Below are 24,204 nucleotides of genomic sequence, written 5' to 3'. Positions count from 1 at the left end.
CCTTTTTCTTTTGTATTTTTGTATAAATATATAAAAAGTGCAAAAATAACCACCATAATATTTGAATGTTTTGAGTATCTATTTTCAAAGAACTATGGTTTGTTAATTTTGCACATAATAATTATATCATATTTGAAAATTTGTTTCTGATTATTGTATTTAAAACTTAATTTTGGTTTACTTGTTTTAAAAATCAAGGTAGATCATAATTACCAGGATCATATAAATGAGCTTTGAGAATTTGGGATGATAAGGATCTATAGTTTTGCAAAGAAAGAGGATTCTTATTTTGATAATTAACACCAAAAAGATTATATTCACGAGTGTCATAACTATAAAATACTGCAAATTGACCGTCTCCCATATATCCGCCAGTACCTGCTGTATGAATACCAAAATAGTTAAGTTTTCCATTATTTATAATTCATACAGGACTTCCTGATGCACCTCCACCTGTAAAGATATGTGAATAGTAGTTACGCCATCCTGTAGCATAGCGGTTATCATCAATTCATAATGGTCTTCGAATAATAGAACCAGCAGTTTTCTTAGTAGGAAAACCTAGTGTTGTAGCCTCCCAAATCATTGGAACTGAAGGAATTCTAAATTTAGAAGGAACATCTAGACCAATATTAGATTGACTTATAAGTTTATTTGTTCTTAAAGCTAGGTCCATATGCCCATTACTTAGTGCTTCACTCATTTTTTCATTTAAATCCATTACTGAGATAAGCATATCATTATTTCCTTCTTTACTACCATCTTTAGATACTTGATTCGAGGAAAGTCATAAAGGTTTAACACTAACATTTGGATATTTGTGAGTTATAGAATAATGTTTTTGTCTTTCTAAGTCACTCCCAATTAATTGAAAAGGAAGGTAATATGTGTTTCCTGCATGTTTATGCAGGAATGAGTCATCAATAACATCATTTCAATTACTTGCTTCTTGTTTTGCGATATGCATGTTTGTCAAATAGTAAAATGTAGCATTGTTTGGATCATTATTTGTTTTGGATAAAAAGCCGCCAGTACCTAAATTACCCCCCCCTGTATCTACTATTGTTCTTAAATATGCATTTTCCACAACATCTCAGTTCCTTCATTCTTCAAGGCGCATGTGTTCGGCATCCATTTTGTATCCTTCATGTAATTTGAAGGATACATTTTGGTTTGGTTGATATACATTACGGTTAGCTAAATATTCTCAATCTGAGAAAATTGTAATAGGTTGGTTGAATTGATTATATTCCATATGATTATAATCAAAGCGGTTTTGGTTAACTTTAAAATCTTCTAACTCTTCATCATTTGTATATTGTATTGTTGCACTTACAGCAGCAGGTAATATTAAAAATGCCCGGTGTTTTTCAAAAGTTTCCTGAAAACCAATTTGAGATTCAGGTTCATCAATAATTATTTTATATGAATTATCTTCCATATAGATTTTGAATTCAATACCAGTTGTTTGATTTCAGGTTAGACTTAATATATATTTAAAAGTTTTGTCTGTATTCGTTTTAGCTTCTTTAATATATTTAAGAGTTTTAGAAGCAATTAAATTATCTAAATCTATATTTAAAGCTATAGTATTATCGTTATTTCTAATGCGTTGAGTTTTTTGGTTATCATTAATTAATGAATTAGCATGTATATTAAATTTAATATTTCTATTTTTAGCATTTGGCTTTAATAATGTTTGTTCAAGATATTTACGTTTAAAAGTTCATGATGCAATATTAGTACGAGTATTGATATTTCATAATAAATCATCTCACATTGGTTCAATTACACGATCACGAGTAATTGAATTTAGAGAATCTTGAATTGTTCTTAAATTTGAATTTCTTCATGTAAAACTTTCATATAAATTATTTGTTTGACTTAAAGCGAATCCTTTTATTTTGTATCACGTATTACCTTGAATTCATTTATTGCTTTTATCTTGCACTTTAAAACTAATGTATGCTTCATCAAAGGCAATACGTTTTATAGAATTTATTTTAAATATTGAAGCTGGTAAAGAGAAGTTTTTGTATTGAATTTCATTATTTTCATTAACTTTCAATTTGATTACTTGTTCAAGGCCATTTAAATCTCTTGCTCATTCATCTGCTGTTTTAGTTTTTAAGGTTTCATAGTTAATATCTAAATCACTTAATTTAATATTGTTAACCATGATTTCTGGGTAGTGGTGTTGTTGGTAATCGTTAACTAAATTAATTAAGGTATATTCTTGCTCGTTAGTGTATCTAATTGATTGATCAGTTTTCTTAATTCATCCAAGTTTAAATGACATACCACGCTTACCAACACTTTTTACATCATATCAAACTGGGAAATAATCTCATCGTAATGTGCTTATATTTGTTGCATTAACCTCTATATCTTTATCATAATATTTGTTATCTAATGGAACATATGCTTTATCATCATGATTTACACCTTTATTATCTGTGCCTGTGTTATTTATTAACATTAAATATTCTATATTAATAAATGCTTTTTGGTCAATTAAATCTTGAACATTGATAAGTCTAAAATCAGGTTCTACTTTAGCTGATGAAGTAAGCCTTGGAGTAAAGTTTGATTCATTAACTGAGTTAATTAAATTAATAATATTTTGATCTGGCATTATTGCATCTTTAAAGTCTTCTGCAGTAAAGATTTTACCTTTAGGCTTTAAGTCAAAGAAGTTAAGTAATTTGAAATTGTTAATTTTAATAGGGTTTTTATAAATATCTTGATTATTTTCAATTGGCACTTCAACTCCATCTTTTTTGTATCAGAGAATTAATTGTGCTGTTCCATTTCAATCATCAATATTAATAACATCTTTAATAAACAATTCATATTTACCAAATTTAGGCAAAATATATGAATCATTGAATGCTTTAATTGCATCAGATGCAAGGTAGATTTCATGAGTGGTTTTGGTATCAGGTTTAAATTGCAATGAATTGAAAAATGTAGTTGAAGTTCCTTCAAGAATTTCAAAGATTTTTGCTTTATGTATTTCATCAAGATAATTTTGGTATGATCCTTGATTATTTCAAAATTCTACTTTATGCAGTGTTGGCCTTTTTATTTCTCTTATTATTTGGTTATTAAATAAAACTCTTAATGTTACATATAATTGTCCATTTTTATATTCAAAATCATCAAGAAATTGATAGGCAAAAAATTTTGAAATTCTTCTTGATTTAGGTTTAAAGTATGAAAGTTTATCTTCAAAACTTAAGCTTAAAAAATCACTTTCTTTCAATTCTTTTAAAGTCTCATAATTTACATTAAAATTCACATCAATGTGTCAAAGGTTAATTTTGTCAATGTATTGAGTAACATCTCTAGCGAATGTTTTGGAGAAATTATAAGTGTAGTTTATGCCTGGATTAGGTTTCAATATTACTTTAACTTCTACATTTAAAGTATTTCAATTCCTTGGGTCTAATTCTAGGTTTGTAATTTGATAATTAATATATTCATTATCATGCACATCAAAGAATAACTTTGTATTTTCAAAAGTATATGATGCTGAATATGAATATTTTTCGAGGTCATATTTTTTACCTAATTCATCATATTCAAATTTTAGTTTTTCACCTGCATCATCTTTGAAGTGGTCTAGTAGTGTTTTGGAATCTTGCTCCTTGTTTTGTTTTAGATTAGTATCAAGAGTTTGATAAGTTTGCAATAAAGTTTCAAAAGATTCGATATTTGATTGCATTGAAACTAGCGAGATTTTATCTAATAAGCCACCTGTAAATAATTTATTATATTTTGCTTTTTCTTTGTAATAATTTAAAACTAGTTTTTGTGAACCTTGGTATTCATTTTTAATATATGTTTCAATGCTCGTTAGTTTATTATTAACTTGTGCAAATATTTGGAGGAATTTAGTAAATTCTTTGTTAAAGGTATTTAATGATTTAAAACTATAAGTATTAAGTAAATCTTTTAAATTATCTTTATTGTTTTTTGTTAACTGCGTTTCTTCTATTGCTTGAATTAAAGAATTTCTTAGTTCAACAACTTGGTTTGTTTCAAGGTGATTTAGTTTTGCCTGGAATTGATAAATACCCTCTAAGTTATAAATATTTTGAATCTTATATATTAAGGATTGTTTATCCAGAGTTGAAATATTTGAAGATTCAACAGTTTTAAATAACTCATCTTTAGCATTCTTTACATCATGTGCTATTAGATTATTTTCAATAATGTAATTAGTTAATGAAGTAAAGTTATTTTCCAATCCTTTATTATAGGAAGATAGATTATTTATTGACAGGTTTTCCTCAAGAAATATTTTTGCTTTATTTAATTGTGTAATTAAAGGTTCGTTATTTAAACTAAATGCAAATGTAAATAACTTATTTAGTTTTGTAATATTATTATCAATTTGTTTAATCAACTCCAAAGGATTCTTAATTTCTTTATTTAAATTAAATAATTTATAAATTGCAGAATTTAAAAAGTCTTTAACAACTTTATTACTAAGATTAAGTTTCTTCGCTTCGTTTACGAACTTATCTAATTCTTTGTTTTTCTCAATCACTAATTCATTGTATGCTTGAATATCAGAATGAGTTTGTTTAATTTCTTCTAGTAATTCATGAGTTAAATTATTTAAGTTTAATGAGGTTGTATTAATAATCTTGTCATATTTTTGGAGTTTTGTTTTAATTGAATTAAAGTTTTCATTGTTAAGATCAATATCTGAATAAAGGCTTTCAATTTTAGTATCTCAGATATTGAGATACTCAGTTGCAAAATTTATTAGAATATCAGCTTTATTAGCTGAAATAGGTTCTTTTGTTTGTGTAATATTATTTTGTAATATATTTAACTGTTTTCTATTTTGATTATTGAAAAAACTAATTATCTTTTGATAATTAGGATCTTTTTCTTTATCTTCTTTTTCAAGTCTTTGGCCGCTATTACAACTCATTACTGTAACTGGTAGCAATGTTACTAAAGGGATCATTAAAACTAGCTGTTTCTTTTTATGCATAAAACCTCACATTTATTTATTGTAATTATTTTACAATAAATAAAGAAAAACCTTGCTAGATAAGCAAGGCTTAGTTTATTTTTTAATTAAAAAATCAAGTGTTAATGCTTTAGTATTTAAAACATTGTCGAAGTTTTTGCTATTTGATAATATTGCCTTAATATTAAAGTTAATTCTTAAATAACTATTATCACCTAGTTTAACGGTTTCAACATTAATAATATTAAATGCATGTAATTCATTGGTAATAACTGGATTATATGCATTTTTAACAAAATATGTCAACCTTGTTAGTAATCTTTCTAGGTTTGTATATTTTAAAAGTTGGTTTCATCCTCCTGATGTAATTTTCTCTTTTAGGTCCTCTGGTGATAATCCTTTAGAAGAATCATTAAAGCCATATGTTTTATTAAATTCATCTCAATTGGTTTTTGAGTATTTAATTAAATGGGTTTCAAGGTATGTAAGATAATCAGTAACTTCTTTTTGACTATAGTTATTATATCCGGTAATTAATGCTGGCTCTGTAAATAATGCATATTTAATTTCTGGCTTTGCATTTTTATTATTCTTATTATAACTATCAAATCAAGCATTAATACGATAGTTTAACATTCCATACATTGCATAAGGCGAAGTTTTGTGAGGTTTATAAACATCTTTAACATCTGTAAATTTTGTAAAGTAAAGCATGAATTTACTATCATCATAGTTTTTAAATCTTTCACTTATTACAACAAATTGATTTAATTTAGGATCTTGCAGGTCAATTCACTTAGTTTTATTACCAAATGAATATGATAAATCGTTTTTATCATCGTATTCGGCACCAAATTTTTTATCAAAATCACCAGTTGATTTTGATAAACCTTGTTCAGAAATTCAGATTAAGTTATTTAAATCAATTGTAGAATTATTAGGGTTAAAATCGTTTTTTGTAAATAAGTTGCTTACTGTAAATGTTTTAAAATCACTTTGATAATCTTTATAACTTATCTTAATTTTAAGTTGTAAGTTTCCTTTAGCATCATCATATGAATTATAACTAGTTTCAATGATAAAATCAACTTCATCATCATAATTAATATTAATATCTTTCACTAATGACAATAATGTAGCTTTATCAATAATTTTTCTCTTAGCTGCTGATGCTCATCATTTTTGATTTAATTCAAGGGTTGTTTTTATATTAGTTCATTGATTTTGAATATCTAACTGACTTGTTGAAGTATATTTTTCACGTTTAAATGTTGTTTCAGTTTTTAAATATTGATTATTATAAAATAAATATTTAACCTTGTAATTAACGTTTGGTTTTAAATAAGTTTCAAAGCTCAATGAATTTTGGTTATTTGAAGCATTTTGTATATGTGCTTCAAATACATTATTTTCATTGCCTTCTTCATAATACACAAAGATTGGTTTAACATTACTTAGATAATGTTTTGGTAAATTTTGTGAGAAGTTAATTGTTACTGTTGATTTATTATTATTTGTTGTTGAAATCGAAGAAATAGCAAGGTTTTGTTGAGTTATATCTTGATTATTAGTAACTTCTTTGTTAGCGTCAGTTGAACTTTTTGGCCTAATGTCTTTATTATCAGCTTTAACTTTTGATAAGAAAATTTTACCGTTAAAATCTAAATTATCTATTTTAGCACTTCATTTATCATTTTCTTTAGTTGCTGGTAAGGTTCACGATGCACCGTAATCAGATGATAAAACAAATTGGACATTAGTAGGTTGGTTGCTACTTTGAACCATAGTAATATTTGAGGTTACTTTTAATAATTTTGTATTTTTATCATATGTAAGTTCGCTTTGATCGTAATTATCATAACTTGAATTAGTACTAAATTCATATGTCTTACCATTTGCGGGTTTAATTTGAATTCTAAGTTTTGAGTTAGCATCATCTGTATTTTCTTCATAATATTTTTTTGTGTCTATTCCAATACCAATAAGTTCAACATTTTTATTTTTGGGCAAGAATGTAAAGCCTTCTAAATCATTCCAATCGGAAACTTCAAATAATGTAAATTCAAAATTTTTAAAATCATGATATTTTTGTTTACTAATATTTAAATTAGCACTAAATTCTTTTTGTGATTCTTTATCTTTAAATGAAAATTGAACAACATATTCTTCATTTATTTCAAATTGATTATTAAGGCCTTCTAAAGAAAGATATGCCTTATCAGAAGTTCCGCTTGCTGTTTGTTCACTAGTAAAAGTTAGACCAATTGATTCATAAGTAATTGGTTTGCTATATGGTGATGTTTCAAAGGTTAAAGCACTTTCATTTTTTCATTTATCTCCTGCTTTTTGTGAATTATTTAGTTCATAATTTTTATTATTAATATATAAGTTTTTTAGTTGATAAAATGAACTAAATTGTAAATTAGATAATAAAAATTCAATGTAATTTCCTGATTCATCAGTAATTAGTTTATTTGTGGAAGATAGATTTGTTTTTTCAATATCACCATATAAATTAATAAATGTCAAATCATAGTTTTGATTATTTTGATCTTCTAAAATGCTTGTTGTAAAATTAACCCGTATTTTCGCCTCTGAATCTAATACTTCTTTTAGTTCAATATTTTTAACTTCAAATGATTCTTCATTTTTTGTTTTAAAACTTTGGTTAATATTATATTCAGAAGCTGTTGGTAAATTTACTGTCATTTTTTTAACTTGATAATTTAAACCTGGTGTTAAATTATCAAGTTTAAAAGTAATTAAGTTACCATCAATACTTAAAGATGAATATTGTTTTTCTTGATTGCTTGAATCGGTAACTACTAATTTATATATACTAGTTGGTTGAACTTGATCAAAAGTAACTATTACAGATGCAGATGTTTTAGTTATTCTATCAATTATTGTTGATAGTGATGAAGATTCTTTTGGATCATTTGTTTTTGTATTACCATCAGTATCTTTAGGATCTTGTGGTTGATTTACTTTATCATCATTCTTCTTATCTGAATCACTTGGATCTTGAGGTTTTGAATTATCTTTATCTTTATTAGGATCTGTAATTATTGGAGGAATTGGATTTTCTGGGGTTTTTATAATATTGCTATTTTCTGCTTTAAGTGTTCTAAAGTTTTGGTTTATAACCAAAACTTTATTGTTATTAACTTTTATTTCTTTAACATTATATTCTGTATCAGTGCTTAAATTATTAATTGTGATTTGGAATTGATTTTCCCCTGATAATTTAGTTAAATTGGAAACTAAAAAATCATAGTCATTATTATTAAGTGTAATTTTTAGTTGATCAGTTTGGCTTAGATTAGCAATTTGAATTGAAAATTCTAAAGATGTTTGGGTTTTATTTGTATTGTTAAATGAAGTCAATTGATAGTCAGGTTTAGGAGTAGGTTCAGGTTGGGGGTTTGGTGCTTGTGTACAAGCAATAAAACCTAAACTACCTGACACAATTGAACTTAATAAAATTGGTAATATAATAAACTTATTTTTTTTCATATTTATATTTTAACAGATTAGGATTAATGTAAAATATAATGAGTATAAATTATGTTAGAAAGGAATTATGTTTATTAAGAAAATTGATAATACAAAAAATGGTGATTTATTATTAAAAGCTATTTTTAAAGATAATGAATTACCTGAAAATTTAATTAAAAAAGCAAATGTAGTTACTGACTACTTTTCAAATAATGAATCTTTTGCATATTTAGGAGAATTAAAAGATTACACCTATAATTCAGTTCAAAGTTTTGCAAAAGGATTTTTTACAGCCCAAGCAAGAGCCTACCAAATTTGCCTAGATTCATTTGTTAAAGGAAATGTTACCTTGTCAGAAGTAGTTTCAGCATTTGTTCAAGCATATAACTATGTGCATGCTGATATTTATAATGCTAAAACAGGAAAAAAACCAGAAGTATTCCCAATGAGTTTTTATTCAAAAGAAGATAAATCTTTATATAAAGAAGCATTAAATAAAGCAGTTATTTTATCTGAATCTGTAAATTTTGCACGTAATTTACAAATCACACCACCAAATATTTTAAATTCTGAAAAATTAGCCGAAGTTGTTTATGAAGATCTTAAACAATATGATAATTTAAGCATCAGAGTTTTAAATAAACAACAAATTGAAGATTTAAAAATGGGATTATTACTTTCAGTTAACAAAGGAAGTATGTATGAGCCACGTGTTGTAGTTATTGAGTATAATGGAAATCCTGATTCAACCGACAAAACAGTTTATGTAGGAAAGGGTATTACATTTGACTCTGGTGGGTATTCATTAAAACCTGGTCGTTCAATGATTGGTATGAAATTTGATATGTCAGGTTCTGTATTTGTTGCTAGTGCAATGAAGGCAATTGCTCAACTAAAACCAAAAACAAATGTTGCAGCAGTTATGTGTATTACAGACAACAGAGTTAACGGGGATGCATCATTACCAGATACAGTTTGAACAAGTATGAATGGCAAAACAGTTGAAATTAATAATACTGATGCTGAAGGTCGTTTAGTAATGGCTGATGGTATTACTTATGCTGTTAGAAATTTAAAAGCTACTCAAATTGTGGATGTGGCTACTTTAACTGGTGCTATTTTGGTTGCGCTTGGAAGCACATATACCGGAGTTTGAGCAACTAGTGATAAAGCATGAAATGAACTAAAAGAAGCGGCTGATACACAAAAAGAACTAGTTTGAAGAATGCCTCTTGATGAAGCCTTTGTTAAGGAAATTAAAAATACCCCTGTTGCAGATCTTAAAAATACTGATTTAAGTGGAGCAGGTGGTGGAAGCTCTTCAGCAGCTATGTTCTTAAAAGAATTTACAGAAGGTGTTGAATATATTCACTTAGATGTTGCTGGTACTGCCGAACAAGGCGGACGTCCTACTGGTGTTATGGTTAAAACATTAACCCAACTTGCATTAAACAAAAAATAATTTTGTATTTAAAATATTCAGAGCAAATTGTTCTGAATATTTTCATATTAATTTATTATATTATATTTAAGAATTAATTAAGATCAAACCTCTTTACTAAAAAAGGTTTTTTATATTTATTTTATTAATTGGAAATGTCACATGCAAGTTTTTTGCATGTGACATTGTTTTTTGTCTGCCTTGTAATAAAATAATTGCATTAATAAAATTTTAAAAATTATAAGGAGACCTTAAAATTATATGAAAAATTTAGAAAAATATATTTGTGTTTTTGACAAATATCGAAAAGAAAATAAATATCAACATTTTAAAATTGAAGAGAATTACAATACTATCTTGAAAATGCAAGGAGCTCTTGGGACGCAACGAAAATTACGATCAGATCAAATTGATCTAGAACAACTTTATAATATTTTACAAGAACTTTCTGAAGGCTTCTCAATCCAAGAAGTAGCCAAAATTTTTGATAGAGACATTCGAAGTATAAAAAGCAAAATCCAAATTATTACAAATCGCAGACCACTTAGTTTAGATAAACAAAATCGCTATGCTTGTCCTAAGTGTTCAAAAAGAGTCATGCGTGTTAAAACCCTTAACTTTACTAAACTATACGAACATTTATTAGACTATTCATTTTCACGACTCTTTTTTGTAAGTGATGCAATTAAAGAGAAATGAAAGGCCTACAGAAAATATTGGCATAGTGAGCTTAATACATACAATAAAAATAGAAATAAAAAGAACTTAGTGCAAAAAGAAGTTAAGAAATCAGTTACCTATCTTGTGAATTCTTTTAAAGAATTATCACCTGATGAATTTGCTCCTTCACCTAGTACAATTTATAAAATAATTAAAAAATACCCTTATTTCCTTGATTTTAGCCACATTGTTAAAAAATCTGAAGGCAAATATGGCATAAGGAAGAAGAAACAAACCAAACCTAAAACATTAAAATATGCAACAGAAATTTCGAAACGTCCAGCTTATATCAATAATCGCTCAGAACATGGTCATTTTGAATTAGACACCGTTATTTGTAAAATCAATGATACATATTGTATTGTGACCATAATTGAACGGCAAACCAGAATGTCTTATGCTATGCTCTCAAAACGCAATTCCAAAGCTATCAAACAAACTCTTCTAAAACTAATCAAGAAACATAACTTAGACATTAAAACTTTAACAGTTGATAATGGTAGTGAGAATGTCTTATTGCACCAGGTCATTCCAACTGAAAGATTATTTAAATGCCAACTATATAGTTCATGACAAAAAGGCTCAATAGAAAATATGCACCGCTTAATTAGGTATTACATTCCCAAAGGAAAAAGCTTAGATAAATACTCTCAGCAAGAAATTGATTATATGATGGAAAAAATAAATAACTATCGGCAAGTTGTCCGGCAATATAAGATAACCTAAAAACTTTTTTAATCCCCCGCCTTTGATTGCAATCAAAGGGGCCTTACTTTTGGCAAAAGTAAGCAAAACCGACGAGAAAACACTGCCGTGTTTTCTGTTTTCGCATACATTTTTTTATATAAAAATTATGTTAAAATTAAAAGACAATTATTTTGTTAATATCTCGCGTGTGACTTTTCCAAAAAACATTTATATTTATTTTTAATAATTAATTGCTCCTTTTTTATTTTTAGTATATAATTAATAGTAATAAATTTACTAAAAATGTCACAAAGGAGAAAAATGTTACACGAAGTAAATAGCCAACAAGCCCAAGAATTAATTAAAGACGGAAAAAAACTACTTGTTTTCCACGCTTTATGATGTGGTCCTTGCAAAATGTTTAAAAACACCCTAGAAGAATTTTCAAAAAAATTCAATATTGGTGTTGTTAGAGTTAATATTGAAGAAAACAAAGAAATGGCAATCGCTCACAATGTTGCATCAATTCCATATACAGAATTGTATTCAAATGGAACCAAAGTAGGTAGCCTTTTAGGATACCGTAATGTTGCACAACTAAGTGCTGAATTAGACAACTTTTTAAAATCTTAATCTTAAAAAATACAAAAACCAAGACTAAAACTTGGTTTTTGTATTTTTTAAAAATTTTTTAAAAAAATAGTGGTGCCGACAACTGGACTTGAACCAGCGACCCCATCCTTACCATGGATGTGCTCTACCTGCTGAGCTATGACGGCATATGAATTAATTATAACAAATAAAATTAAAATGCAAATATTTTTTTAATTTTTGTATTTATATATTATAATAATTAAATATTTGATTTGATTTTTATATATAAACTTATAAATAATTTAACAAAATAAAAATTTTAATATTTTAATGTTTATGATATAATAACTAGGCAAATTTAAAAAAATCATACAACTATAATATTATAAGTTTACAAATTAACGTGGAGGAAGAATGAGACAAACAACAATAGTTAATTCACAAAAAGCAGATAAAAAATGGTATGTAATTGATGCAGAAGGACAAGTTGTAGGACGTCTATCAGCTTTTGTTGCTTCAGTACTTAGAGGAAAACACAAACCAACTTTTACTCCAAATGCAGATATGGGTGATAATGTTATCATAATAAATGCCGCAAAAGTAGTTTTAACTGGTAAAAAAGAAGAAAATAAAGTTTACTACTCACACTCAGGCTATCCTGGTGGACTTAAAAGCATTGTGGCTGCAAAATTAAGAGTAAAAAGACCTGCTGCTTTAATTGAAAAAGCTGTGTATGGTATGATACCACACACTAAACTTGGGAACAAACAGCGTCGTAATTTATTTATTTATCCAGGACCAGATCACAAGCATGAAGCACAACAACCAGAAAGATTAGAGGTTAAATAATTATGTCAGCAAATTTAGAATTTAAAGCCTTAGGTAGAAGAAAATCTTCAGTAGCCCGTGTTAAGTTAACAAAGGGTGCAGGAAAATTCATTGTTAACTCTAGAGACGCTCGTGAATACTTAACTTCAGATATTTACTTAAAAGATGCCAATCAACCATTTGTACTAACAGAAACAACAGGTCAATTCGATGTTTCAGTTAAAGTAAAAGGCGGTGGTTTAAGCGGGCAAGCTGGTGCTATTAGATTAGGTATTGCTCGTGCTTTGTTAGAAGCTAGTGCTGATTACCGCCCAGTTTTAAAAGCTGCTGGTATGCTTACTAGAGATGCTCGTGCTAAAGAACGTAAAAAACCTGGTTTACGAGCAGCCCGTCGTGCAAGACAATTTTCAAAACGTTAATTTTAATAATAAATATTTGACTATTATTCAAAAATATGGTATAATAGTCTTACTAATGCGAGCGTAGCTCAGCTGGTTAGAGCACACGACTGATAATCGTGAGGTCGATGGTTCAAGTCCATTCGTTCGCACCATTTCATAATTTGACCCAAAACGAGTTTGCAAAACTCGTTTTTTTTTTTTTTTTTTTTTTTTTTTCATTTATATTATTTTTTATTTTTTTAAGAAAATATTTGTGGATTATATTTTTACACAAAATAAAAAACAAGAAATTTATAAAGTTTTAGGATTAAATGCATGCTTTTTAGTACTTATGAGGTTTAAAAGTTAGAGAAATAAAACCACTTTAAATACTGTATTTATATGCTTTCAGAGCTTGACATATCAAAGAAAGATACAAGTTTTTTTTTTTTTAATATAATTTATATGTAAGTTTTAAAAATTTACAAAAAAAGATAGTTATGAATCTAACAATAGAATTATGCTTTAACTATTATTTATGTGCTTATTTTATTTATTTTCGTAATATAAGTTAAAATATTATTGCTTTTAAAAAGATTCATAACTCTAAATTTAAAGTTTATTATAATGAAAATACAAATAATATAAAGATGTCTTGAACAAAGATAATTATTAAAGCCAAGACCTTAAAATTAATTTAGTATTTTCATTTTTGCAACCTTTATAGAAGTTTATACTATATGCAATGGTGATATCACTAATTCAAAATATTCCCATATTAATTAAAATACTATTAGACCAAGTATAATACTAAAAATTTATAAAATAGCAATTTGTTTACACATAAACTTTAAATTAAATAAATATTTGAATGGAAAGGTATAAATATGAATGGTTATTTAGAGAAATTTAAAAAATCACTGCAAGGATTAACGTACAAACAAATTATAGCTTTAATTATTTTGGCGGCTGCTGATGTATTTGTTATTGCAGCCCCTTACTATATTAAAAATATTATTCCTAACTTACATACTTATTTAAATATAAGGGAAGATCAGGTAGCGAGGCTAACTGCTATTATTGGTTGAGTTACGTTAGCAACTCAACTACCAGGAGGATTTTTAGCTAATAAATTTAGTTCCAGATGATTACTTTGATCCGCTGTTTTTTCAACTGGGGCAATCACAGTTTGATTTGGAATTACCATTTTAAATGCTAAATCACAATCTCCAGATTCATTATTTGGACAATATGCAACTATTTGAGGGCTATGAGGGGTTTCATCTACTTTAGTCTTCTGGACACCACTTTGAAAACTTGTTTCACAACAAACAACTAAAGAAAACCAAGGTTTAGCTTATGGGATTCAAGGTACAGCAAATGGTGTAATCGGGTTATTTTTAGTATTCTTACTTGGACTATTAATTACCAATGTTTGATCACCTAAAGTTGTTGATACAGATAATGCACAACTTCCTTTCGCAGTTTATGCATTCTGTATCGCAGGATTTTTAATCCTTACCTCATTCTTAGTGTTATTCATGGTACCTGAATTACCAATGGAAAAAAACACTGAAAAAATGTCATGAGCAAGAGTAAAGAAAAGCATTATTCAAGTTTTCAAAGCAATGAAAAACTGAAAACTTTGAGCTTTATCTGTATTCTTAATGGGAATGTATACATTCCAAAGTGTCTTTGCTTACTACTTAGTACAACTTTTAAACAACGCATTCTTAGCACCAGCTATTTTAGCAGCAGTGCTAGGAGGAATTAGAACATACGGACTTAGAAGTATTGTATCAACCTTTATTGGTCGCTGAGCTGATAAATTTAGATCATACATCTTATTCTTATTAATTGCAACAGGAATTGGAATTATAGTTGTTGGCGCAATTATTCTTACAGGATATGGAGCCCCAGATCTCAAAGGTTTAACTGCGGCTACATATACAAAAACATCAACTGATATATTTATTATTGTTTTAACATCTGCCTTATTTATCTTTGCTGGTGTTTTATCATGAGCAATGGTAACTTTAAGATATGCTCAAATTGGTGAAATTGAAATTGAAAAAAATTCATATGCTTCAAGTGTAGGTGTATTATCATTTATTGGTTTCTCAATTGATGCATGATTATATGAAATAACTGGTGCTGTAGGGAAAGCCTATACACCAGCAGGTTTAACTAACACATCAGTTGTTGGTTATCAAATTATTTTAGTGATTTGTTTATCTATTGCATTACTAGGGGTATTAGCTGGTTTAGCTGTATACATATCAAATGTTAAAGAACTTAAAAAACTAGGTAAAACAAATCACAGATGGAGAACTCTTGAAAATGCCTAAAAAACAATTACTTTTAGCACACCGCGGATATTCAGCAATCGCACCAGAAAATACTGATTTAGCTTTTGAAATGGCTTATCAATATGACTTTGATGGAGTAGAAATTGATGTTCATTTAACTAAAGACAAAAAATTAGTTATTATTCATGATGAAAATACTAAACGCACTGCTTTAGTTGATAGAGAAATTGAACATAGCACATTAGATGAACTTAGAAAAGATGACCATAGTGAATTCTTTAAAGTAAAAACTAGAAAACAAACTATTCTAACTTTAGAAGAATTTTTAGACAAATATTTAGATCTATATAAATTAATCAATATTGAGATTAAAACTGACCAAAAACCATATTATGGAATTGAGTCTAAGATTAATAAATTAGCTGAAAAATATGGTGATAAATTCTTTGAAAAAATTATCTTCTCATCATTTAATTTCCAAACCTTACGTAACATGAGACTATTAAATGAGAGATTTTTACTAGGATTTTTATTCTGAACTGAATCACAATTGAAAAAGATTGAGTTAAAAGAAATCAAGGAAGTGTGTCAATTTCTTCACCCATGGACAGTTTTATACGATAAAGACAAAGCACGTTACAAAGAAATTGGCTTACCATTATTACTTTGAACTATAAAAAGTGACTTAAAATATTCTGAATATCGCAAAGACGATATGGTGTATGCTCAAATTAGCAATTACAAATTTGATAAAACTAGATAACAAAAAAAGGTAGTCTTAAGACTATCTTTTTCAATATTTTATAATAAAGAATTAATAATACAAAAAATAACACCTTAATAGGTGTTATAGGTCATTTCTGAAATGGTACGTCCTAGAGGATTCGAACCTCTGACCCAATGGTTAAAAGCCATTTGCTCTACCTGCTGAGCTAAGGACGCACATCATTTGGTGCCCAGGACTGGACTTGAACCAGCACGGTCTTGCGACCGAGGGATTTTAAGTCCCTTGCGTCTACCATTCCGCCACCTGGGCAATTAAATTCTTGCTTAATTGCTCTAATATTATAACATAAAATAAAAAAACAAAATACTTTTTTTAACTTTTTTGAACCAATTTTTTAAAAATATTATAAAATTATATTAGTACATAAAATAACTCGTAGTTATCTTATGTATCTTCTTTTTTTCTGCAAAGGAGGAACATGGATATAAAAAATGAAGAACATAATTCATTAGATAATAATGAAAATGCAAACAAACGTCATTCCTTTAAAAGTGCTAAGTCAATTGAAATTGAAAAAGCAATAATTGGTGAAGGAGTTGACAAAATTTTTAAAAAGAATACAGTTTATAAGAGAACCAAAATGTCTAACTTTGGTTTAAAATTATCAAAACTATATTCTTATATGCCAACATGGAAAATAGTTTTGATAACTGTTATCACTGCCATATTTTTTGGTGTAATTAGCGTTTTCTTTGTAAAGAATGTTGGAATTTATAATTTTGGTCTTGCGGCATTTGGACAAGCACTAGCAAGGCTTGTGGTTGTTTTATTTAAAGAAGGTCAAGTAACAGAAACAGTTCGTAATTTAATTGAACAATTTATTTTCTGAATTGCTTATATAATTTTAAGTATTCCCATTTTTATTTTTGGGTATAAAAAAATTGGAAAATTATTTAGTAATTTAACAGTATTATTTTTAGTTGTTTCGTCAATTGTATCTTTTTCAATTGGGTTGATTCCTGGAGCAAATGGAGTATATATTATCGGGGAATTTTCAAATCCAAAAGTTAAAGAAGTATTACCAGAATTTAAACAAAAGTTAAGTTCTATTATACCTCTTTTATGAAGCGATGGTGGAAATATCATAGCACTCTTTGCTTATGCTGTTATTTACGGTTATTTACTAGCTTGAATTTTTGCAATAATACAAATTATTGGTGGAACAGCTGGTGTAACTGGTGTAATAGGTGAATGATATGCTAATGCTAAACAAAAATCATTTGGAACAATTTCTGGTTATATGAACATTATTATTGTCTTAATTGGTGTTTTAGTTGGTTCTTGGTTACCTGGGTCATTATTACTTCAAGAAGCTGGCAAGAATATAACATCTGCTAATTCTGATAATACAGAATTATTGCAAATTACCAAAAAAGCTTGAAGTTTTGAATTATATTTATCGCCAAACTTTTTAGCTACTGTTTTAACTAACGTGGTTTATATAATGGCATTAAATAAACTATATCCTAAGTTTAAACTAGTACGTGTTGAAGTATTTTCACTCAATAAAGCTGATGAAATTTCAGAACTACTAACACACGAAAGAAAAATAGTTACAGGTATTACTGAGTTTCATGCCAACGGAGGATATTCTAAAGATCGATTTAATGTTATTACCACTATTACATTATTTAGACAAGTAGATCGAATTATTAAAGACGTTCGAAAAATTGATGAAGATGCATTTATTTCAGTTTCCGATGTCACAAGCATTAATGGACATATTTATTTACCAAAGAATAAATTTTAATAGAAAAAGAACATGTAATTGTTCTTTTTATTTATATTTTTTAATTAAAGCCTTTGTTCAGTTAAATGGTATTGGTACTTTCCAATTATTTTTATAAAGGTAATAAATTATTTCTAAGGTTATAAAAAATAGAATGCTCGGCAAAAGCAGCGGTATTGTTGTATTATAAATATTTCTTTCATGGTAATATTGAATTTTAGAAGTTAATGAAATGCTTGAAAAAATTCCATATGTCAAAGCATTTCTAAACGTACTTTCATATTCAAAGAAAATAAGTGAAAAAATATCTTTTTGAATACTTGGATAAATTTTTTGAAAATAGATTTGTAAATCTTTTAAACCTAAGGTTCTATATAGGTTTATTTCGTCATTTGAAAAACTATTTATTTTACTTACTAAATGTTTAACTAAGGTTCGAAATGCACTTATAAATAAAACAATGTTTAAAACCGTTAATGAATCTAAAAAAGAATTAAATAAAATAAAGAAAACTACTATTGGTATAGTTTTTAAAAATACTAAGAATCCCCTTAAAAATCAAGAAAGAAAAACTTTATCAGTCTTTTCACTCATAAAAAAGGAATATAGCACAGAAAGTCAATAAGCACTATAAACAGCAGCATAAACATTAATTATGATTAAAAAATAATCATAATAATCGTTGAAAGAATTATTTACTAAATCACTAAAATCTCAATTAAAAAAATCTTTTAAAAATAACCATAGGATATTTCATTGAATATGTTGATTACTAAATAATTCAACTAAGCTCCATACCAAGATAACTAAAAACAGCAGTTTTAAAATACCCCATATATATTTTGGTAAATTATAAGTGACTGTTTTATGATAGTTTGTATTAAAAGTAACTTTATATAAATAATCTTTCAAGTAATTATTATAAAGACTCATTAAGACTTCAAAGAAAACTGTAATTAAATATATATATAAAAGACTAATTCCTAAATAAATAAATTGGGTTTTATTGTTTTCGATTCAAAAACCAATTCCTACTATACCAATGCTTCCTAAAATTGAACTTCATCTTATATTTGTATCAAGTGATAACAACATATTCATTGTGTATCTATTTTTACTAGGCAGGTAAATATTTTTTTTAAAACTAGAATATTTACTTACCCCTAATGAGCGATCAATTCAATAATACTTACAATCATTATTTTCAATTATTTGAATTAAGAATTTATGCACTCATAATCATGTGCTTCAAAAGAATATAAAAAATGCTGATAAATAAGGACTAAAAATACCTTGGAATAAAAATAAATACATGATTAAAGGAAATGACCTTAAGAATATTACAAGCCACCTAATACAAAATGCTAGATATTTATTTTTGTTAATATTTTTAGCACCTGAATATGAGGTTAGAAAAGCTAGTAAATATCCAAAGATTGAACCACCAACAACTGATTTAAGAGTTATAAACAAATATTCAAAATTTAAAACTCATAAATTTTTATTAGATAACTCAGGATGCGAATTTTTAAATGTAAATAAATCTCTTAAATGGTTTATAAATCTTTTAAATCCAGAAGGATAAAAACTATTAAAAACACCAATTTGATACAAACAGTATATAAAAAATAATAGTGAAAGAATAATTAAGATATTGCGCTTTCATTCTTTCTTTTTTAAATTTGTTGTAAAAGTATTATTATGTTTCATAATATTTTTTTAAGTCTTCAAAATTTAAATTCTTAGGGTCAATTTCCAAGATATCGTTATTTTTTTTATCAAATACAAACAATTTATCAAAATATGATAATGCTGCATTTAAGTCATGTATTGCAACAATCACATGGTTATCTATTTTATATTGATTTAAAAGTTCAAAAATAACTTTTGTATTTTCAATGTCTAAATTGCTTGTTGGTTCATCGGCTAAAATAATCTTTGGTTTATTAAAGATCATTTTAGCAATACTTAAACGTTGTTTTTGCCCAGAAGATAGTTTTGATATTTTTTGAAATGCAAGATTTTGAACCTTTAAATTTGTTAAAATATCAAAGAGTTGTTCTTTTTGTGTTTTTGTGAGTATTTTAAAAAGCCTATAAAATCAATTTTTATATTGACTAAAATCACTTAGTAAATTTTGATAAAAATCCAAATCTTCAACTAAGTTATTTTCCGGTCTTAAGTAAAAAATGCTTTTTTTGAAATTTAAGAGCTCTTTTTTATTAAATTTTAAGACATCTTTGTCTTGATATGTTATTATTCCATTTTTTACTAATGAATGATTAAAAATTGATTTAAGTAATGTGCTTTTGCCACACCCACTTGGCCCAATTAAACCACAAAGTTCCCCAGTAGGAAATTTTGCATTAAAACCATTAATAATTATTGAATTATTGTAAGCAATTTGAACTTTTTTGAATAACAATTTTAATTTCCTATATTATCTAAAATTGACCAAATATTTTTTTCTGGATCATTTATATAATCATAACTATAAAATCCGTGGCTAGGACCTCATAAATCATTTTTAGTGGTTGCTAACGACTTTAATGCTTTTGCAAGAATTTGAATTTTTCCTTTATCAATACTTTTTTTATAAATTCCAATACTGTTAGGAAGTGGATCTGTTGTTGTTAAAAAAGTAAATTTTTGATTTGGTCTAGTTTCTTGGTTAATCGTGAAAGGATCATTGCTATCTTTGTATTTAGTGTAAGTATAAAGACCTTCAGCATCAAAAAAGATTTTTTGGTTATTTAGGGAGGTTTTATAAATATTTACTAAAGGTTTTGGGTCCAGTTTATAATTAGCATTTTTATTAATTAAATCAAGTAATGAGGTGAATTGATCACCAAAGTGTTTTTTAAGCAGTGCTTGTTGTAAGATGTATTTGCTTGCAGATTCTTTGTCATTGCTATGCACATAGCCAAAACCTAAAAATTTATTCAAATCTTTTTTATTTCATGCATCGATAATTTCTTGAGTTGTTTGTTGATCTGCAACTATATAAATTACCCCACGATAATATTTAGTTAAATTATCTGAGTAAAAATTGTTATATAAATAACTTGCATAATTATTACCGTTAACTGGATCATCTCATTTGGACCTAGGAAGTTTATCAAAAAGAACTTGCTGAGATTGAGCAAGTTTGCGAAGCGGATCATTTTCTAAACCATTTTGATATGTTTCATTATTTTCTGGACTTGATCCTATAAAAGCTTTGGTATAAGTCTGGATTCCAAGTTCAATATTACTATCTTGGATTTCCTTCTTTTTGTTGAGAACTTTACCTGGTGAGATAAACACTAAGTCTTGTTTATTTTTAATTAAATCATCAAAGTTTTTACTATATTCATTAAATGAACCTTCAGTCGAAATTTTGACTTGAAATTGTCCGCCTTGTTTTTTAATTTCTTCATTAAGAGTTGTTTGAAATTCGTTGACCTGAGCGGGATTTAAACCTACCCCGATATTTATCCTTAGGATATTTTTATTATTTTCTTGGTTTGTGCATGATAAAGCAATAACACCGATTAAAGGCAATTGCCCAAATGTAAATATTATTTTTTTAAATAGATGTTTCATATTTCTCCGATCTGGACAAAGTATGGAGAAAATAGACTCGCTACGCTAGTATTAACTAGATCAGCTTATAAGAGTATTTCTCAGCTATACGATTGTAATAGCACCCCTGTCCTTAAGTTTTATTTTACCATAAAATTATATTTTTATGCTATAGTGGTAAGTCAAAATATAAATTACCATCTTTAATTTGGTATCTACCATTGTTAACAAAACCATTTGTATTATCTAATTTATATTCAAAATCGCTAATATTGTTAAAAAAGGTTTGAGCTAAGTACATGATTAAGTCATAAACCATAATCATTGCTCTTACATCATTTTCGCAATATTTTTTTAATTCCGGAACTATATTATATTCTCACACTGAATCATTAGTGGCATCAAGAAATCTATTTATTGCTTCCTTCATAGCCATTGTTCCTTTTTGAATTTTTAATTCAGAATAGGGAAAAATCATATTTTTTAGTTGAATATTATTTTCAGTAATAAATTTTTCAATTTTTTTAATTGAATAAAATGACTTGAGATATGAAAGTTGAATATACGCAATTGGCAAAGAACTATTTGTTTCTCTTTCTAATTTTATTTGCTTAATGTTATTATCAGTTTGCTGGAAGTAAAAAATATTTTCTTCGAGTAGATTAACTTGTTTTTTAGGTGTAAAAACATCTGCTAAATCAATAGTATTTGAGTTGATGTGATGAATTTTATTAGCAAAAATATTAAATGCTTCGTCAATTGTTTTTGCATTGTATTTATGAATTAGTCACTGTATTAATTCAAGATCCTTGCCTTTATATAGTTTGTTTTTTACTAATTTTAAAATTTCTGAATTACGTGTGTTTTCGTATCCTTTATTATATACAACATAATAATCACAACCATCACGGTATATTGAATCAATAATATCAATAAAATCTTGGCACGATATGTTTTTGGGGTCTTTAACAATATTTTCACAACTTTGTTCTATGCCATTTTTGGTTGTAATAACCGAAACTTGGCACACTACTTGATTATAACTTGCAATTCCATTAACTGGGGGGAATATATCTGAAAAACCTTCATAATCATACCAAGAGACAATTGCATCTTTAATATGCAATTGTTTAATAATATTTAAGGTTTCTAGATTGAATGAATTAGGAATTGATTTAAAATCATCTATAGAGTTTTTTAAATCCTTTATCGATCTAAGATTTTTAGATTGTTTGAATTTACCAGAAAATTGAATATATTCTTGGTTATCCTTTTTTAATAAGTATTCTCTTAATAAGGCGATTAATTCCTTACTATCGTTGATAAAAAAATCATTAATTTCTAACCATTGATAATTTATTTGATAGTTAATATTGTGATTTTTTAATCAATAATTAATTTGTTGTTTTATTTTATAGTTTTGCTCCTCATTTAAATCATAATAAGATGCAAAAAATAAAAGAGCATTTAAATTTATATTTTCATTAAATTCTTCATATGCTTTTATTACAATACTTAAATATCAACTAAAATCTTCAAATTCATAAAATTCCTTTAGTGAACTTGCTTTAGATGCTGGTTTTAGATTTGGGATAACAATTTTTTTGTTGTGATTAGGATATATTTCAAAACCATAAAAGATATTTTTCCAACTTTGATCTCCAATGTATTTATCTGAATCTATTTCATATTTAATTAAATTATAAAAATTATTTAAAGATGAAAGCATTGATTCTTTATAACATGCTTTATTAATTACTCAGATATCTTGAACTATTTTTTTATTTTTGGCACAAGAAATAAAGCTATTATCAAATTGTTGGTTTTGGTAATTTATAGGATAATTATGAATTGAATCATTTTCATAATTTTTGTTTAAAAATTGAAGACCTAAACCAGATTTTTTAAAGAAAAATTCTAAATCATTTATATAATCTAAATAAGGATTATTTCGACTTTTAACAATTGAATTAGACATTCAAGCTGCCTGTGTGATTAAAAAATTAATTTTATTTTTTTGTGGGTGCCCAAAGATCTTGGTTCGTGGATCAATAATAATATTTTTAATGTCGTATATTTCTAAACCTAGCTCATTTGATAGCCAGTATAAATAATATGAAAGGTAATAAGTTTCAGGTTTAGATGTTGAAGTATAAGATAATAAATAAGCAATTATTTTTCCTTGCTTAATATGCAATGCAAAAGGGTTATATAAAAATGTAAATGTATTAAGGTTTGATACTTTATCAAAACCTATTACAGGGTTTATAATAAGTAATTCTTGGTTTAAACTAATAGAATTATTTATTGCCTCTATAGTTTGAAATATTTTTATATCTTTGCTAGATTGCAAGGATATAACTTTGATATTTTCTTTTGAAAGGTTGAGAGTTTTTATTAAAAACTCTTCAGCTTTTTGTTTATATTTTGGGTAATTAGAAGCCAATATTTCAATATATGAATCGGTATTGCTCTCATCATAATCAAGGATTAATTCGTGTAGTTGTTCAAATTGGTTTGACAAACTTACTTCATCTTCAGATTCATCAATATCTATTTTTGAATTGGCTTGATTATTTAGGTATTCAATAATTTTTTCGGTATTGAAAATTAATGTTGGGTTTAATGCAAAAACCCGTTTAAATGTGCTCCAGTTAATATAAATTTTTTCTTGCAT

The 24,204-nt window shown here is 26.8% G+C and carries 14 protein-coding genes, 4 tRNA genes and 1 riboswitch; of the genes, 9 read left to right on the top strand and 9 right to left on the bottom strand.

Annotation, left to right across the window (positions count from 1 at the left end; all coding sequences use genetic code 4):
- Positions 1-166: 166 nt before the first annotated feature.
- Together AC0B4T_RS03780 and AC0B4T_RS03775 are read right to left on the bottom strand one after the other, a co-directional pair.
- Complete coding sequence (locus AC0B4T_RS03780) at positions 167-5,011, bottom strand: MGA_1079 family surface serine endopeptidase (protein ID WP_465103191.1); 4,845 nt, start codon at positions 5,009-5,011, stop codon at positions 167-169.
- A 75-nt stretch (positions 5,012-5,086) separates the two neighbouring features.
- Positions 5,087-8,506, bottom strand: coding sequence for a DUF1410 domain-containing protein (locus AC0B4T_RS03775; RefSeq protein ID WP_465103190.1), 3,420 nt, complete (start codon positions 8,504-8,506; stop codon positions 5,087-5,089).
- 67 nt (positions 8,507-8,573) lie between these two features.
- Between AC0B4T_RS03775 and AC0B4T_RS03770 the strand changes: the two genes are divergently transcribed.
- The 3 genes from AC0B4T_RS03770 (at position 8,574) to AC0B4T_RS03760 (ending at position 11,969) form a co-directional block, all read left to right on the top strand.
- The gene (locus tag AC0B4T_RS03770) at positions 8,574-9,950 is read left to right on the top strand and encodes a M17 family metallopeptidase (RefSeq protein ID WP_465103189.1); all 1,377 of its coding nucleotides are present in this window, start codon (positions 8,574-8,576) and stop codon (positions 9,948-9,950) included.
- Positions 9,951-10,190: 240 nt separating this feature from the next.
- A complete protein-coding gene (locus tag AC0B4T_RS03765; protein WP_465103188.1) occupies positions 10,191-11,375 on the top strand; it encodes an IS30 family transposase in 1,185 nt (394 codons plus the stop codon).
- A gap of 282 nt (positions 11,376-11,657) precedes the next feature.
- Complete coding sequence (locus tag AC0B4T_RS03760) at positions 11,658-11,969, top strand: thioredoxin family protein (RefSeq protein ID WP_465103187.1); 312 nt, start codon at positions 11,658-11,660, stop codon at positions 11,967-11,969.
- 70 nt (positions 11,970-12,039) lie between these two features.
- On the opposite strand, the gene AC0B4T_RS03755 is transcribed toward AC0B4T_RS03760, so the two are convergent.
- Positions 12,040-12,115: transfer RNA gene (locus AC0B4T_RS03755), tRNA-Thr, on the bottom strand.
- A gap of 229 nt (positions 12,116-12,344) precedes the next feature.
- On the opposite strand from AC0B4T_RS03755, the gene rplM reads away from it, so the two are divergent.
- The 5 genes from rplM to AC0B4T_RS03730 all read left to right on the top strand — a co-directional run bounded on the left by rplM (position 12,345) and on the right by AC0B4T_RS03730 (position 16,210).
- Entirely contained in the window at positions 12,345-12,779 is a 435-nt protein-coding gene (gene rplM, locus AC0B4T_RS03750) for a 50S ribosomal protein L13 (RefSeq protein WP_465103186.1), read from the top strand.
- Positions 12,780-12,781: 2 nt separating this feature from the next.
- On the top strand, positions 12,782-13,177 hold the full coding sequence (rpsI, locus tag AC0B4T_RS03745; protein WP_465101189.1) for a 30S ribosomal protein S9: 396 nt from the start codon (positions 12,782-12,784) through the stop codon (positions 13,175-13,177).
- Positions 13,178-13,234: 57 nt separating this feature from the next.
- A tRNA-Ile gene (locus AC0B4T_RS03740) sits at positions 13,235-13,311 on the top strand.
- Between the two features lie 714 nt (positions 13,312-14,025).
- A complete protein-coding gene (locus AC0B4T_RS03735) occupies positions 14,026-15,486 on the top strand; it encodes an MFS transporter (RefSeq protein ID WP_465103185.1) in 1,461 nt (486 codons plus the stop codon).
- Positions 15,479-16,210, top strand: coding sequence for a glycerophosphodiester phosphodiesterase family protein (locus tag AC0B4T_RS03730; RefSeq protein WP_465102007.1), 732 nt, complete (start codon positions 15,479-15,481; stop codon positions 16,208-16,210). Before AC0B4T_RS03735 ends, AC0B4T_RS03730 begins: the two co-directional genes overlap by 8 nt.
- A gap of 103 nt (positions 16,211-16,313) precedes the next feature.
- On the opposite strand, the gene AC0B4T_RS03725 is transcribed toward AC0B4T_RS03730, so the two are convergent.
- Positions 16,314-16,389, bottom strand: a tRNA-Lys gene (locus tag AC0B4T_RS03725).
- 8 nt (positions 16,390-16,397) lie between these two features.
- Positions 16,398-16,483 (bottom strand) — tRNA-Leu (locus tag AC0B4T_RS03720).
- A gap of 169 nt (positions 16,484-16,652) precedes the next feature.
- On the opposite strand from AC0B4T_RS03720, the gene AC0B4T_RS03715 reads away from it, so the two are divergent.
- On the top strand, positions 16,653-17,984 hold the full coding sequence (locus AC0B4T_RS03715) for a DUF2179 domain-containing protein (protein ID WP_465103184.1): 1,332 nt from the start codon (positions 16,653-16,655) through the stop codon (positions 17,982-17,984).
- Positions 17,985-18,011: 27 nt separating this feature from the next.
- On the opposite strand, the gene AC0B4T_RS03710 is transcribed toward AC0B4T_RS03715, so the two are convergent.
- From AC0B4T_RS03710 to AC0B4T_RS03695, 4 genes are all read right to left on the bottom strand, one after another.
- A complete protein-coding gene (locus AC0B4T_RS03710; protein ID WP_465103183.1) occupies positions 18,012-19,673 on the bottom strand; it encodes an ABC transporter permease subunit in 1,662 nt (553 codons plus the stop codon).
- Positions 19,663-20,388: an ATP-binding cassette domain-containing protein gene (locus AC0B4T_RS03705; protein WP_465103182.1), complete on the bottom strand. Its 726-nt coding sequence runs from the start codon at positions 20,386-20,388 to the stop codon at positions 19,663-19,665. The genes AC0B4T_RS03710 and AC0B4T_RS03705 overlap by 11 nt, the downstream gene beginning before the upstream one ends.
- 2 nt (positions 20,389-20,390) lie before the next feature.
- On the bottom strand, positions 20,391-21,548 hold the full coding sequence (gene cypl / locus AC0B4T_RS03700) for an ABC transporter thiamine pyrophosphate-binding lipoprotein p37/Cypl (RefSeq protein WP_465103181.1): 1,158 nt from the start codon (positions 21,546-21,548) through the stop codon (positions 20,391-20,393).
- Positions 21,549-21,568: 20 nt separating this feature from the next.
- A riboswitch (TPP riboswitch) is annotated at positions 21,569-21,666 on the bottom strand.
- A gap of 30 nt (positions 21,667-21,696) precedes the next feature.
- Entirely contained in the window at positions 21,697-24,204 is a 2,508-nt protein-coding gene (locus tag AC0B4T_RS03695) for a UU173 family protein (protein ID WP_465103180.1), read from the bottom strand.

The organism is Mycoplasma sp. 10961 (genome assembly GCF_055523525.1).
Note: the sequence above shows the minus strand (reverse complement) of the source record. Positions and strands in the feature narration are given on the sequence as shown.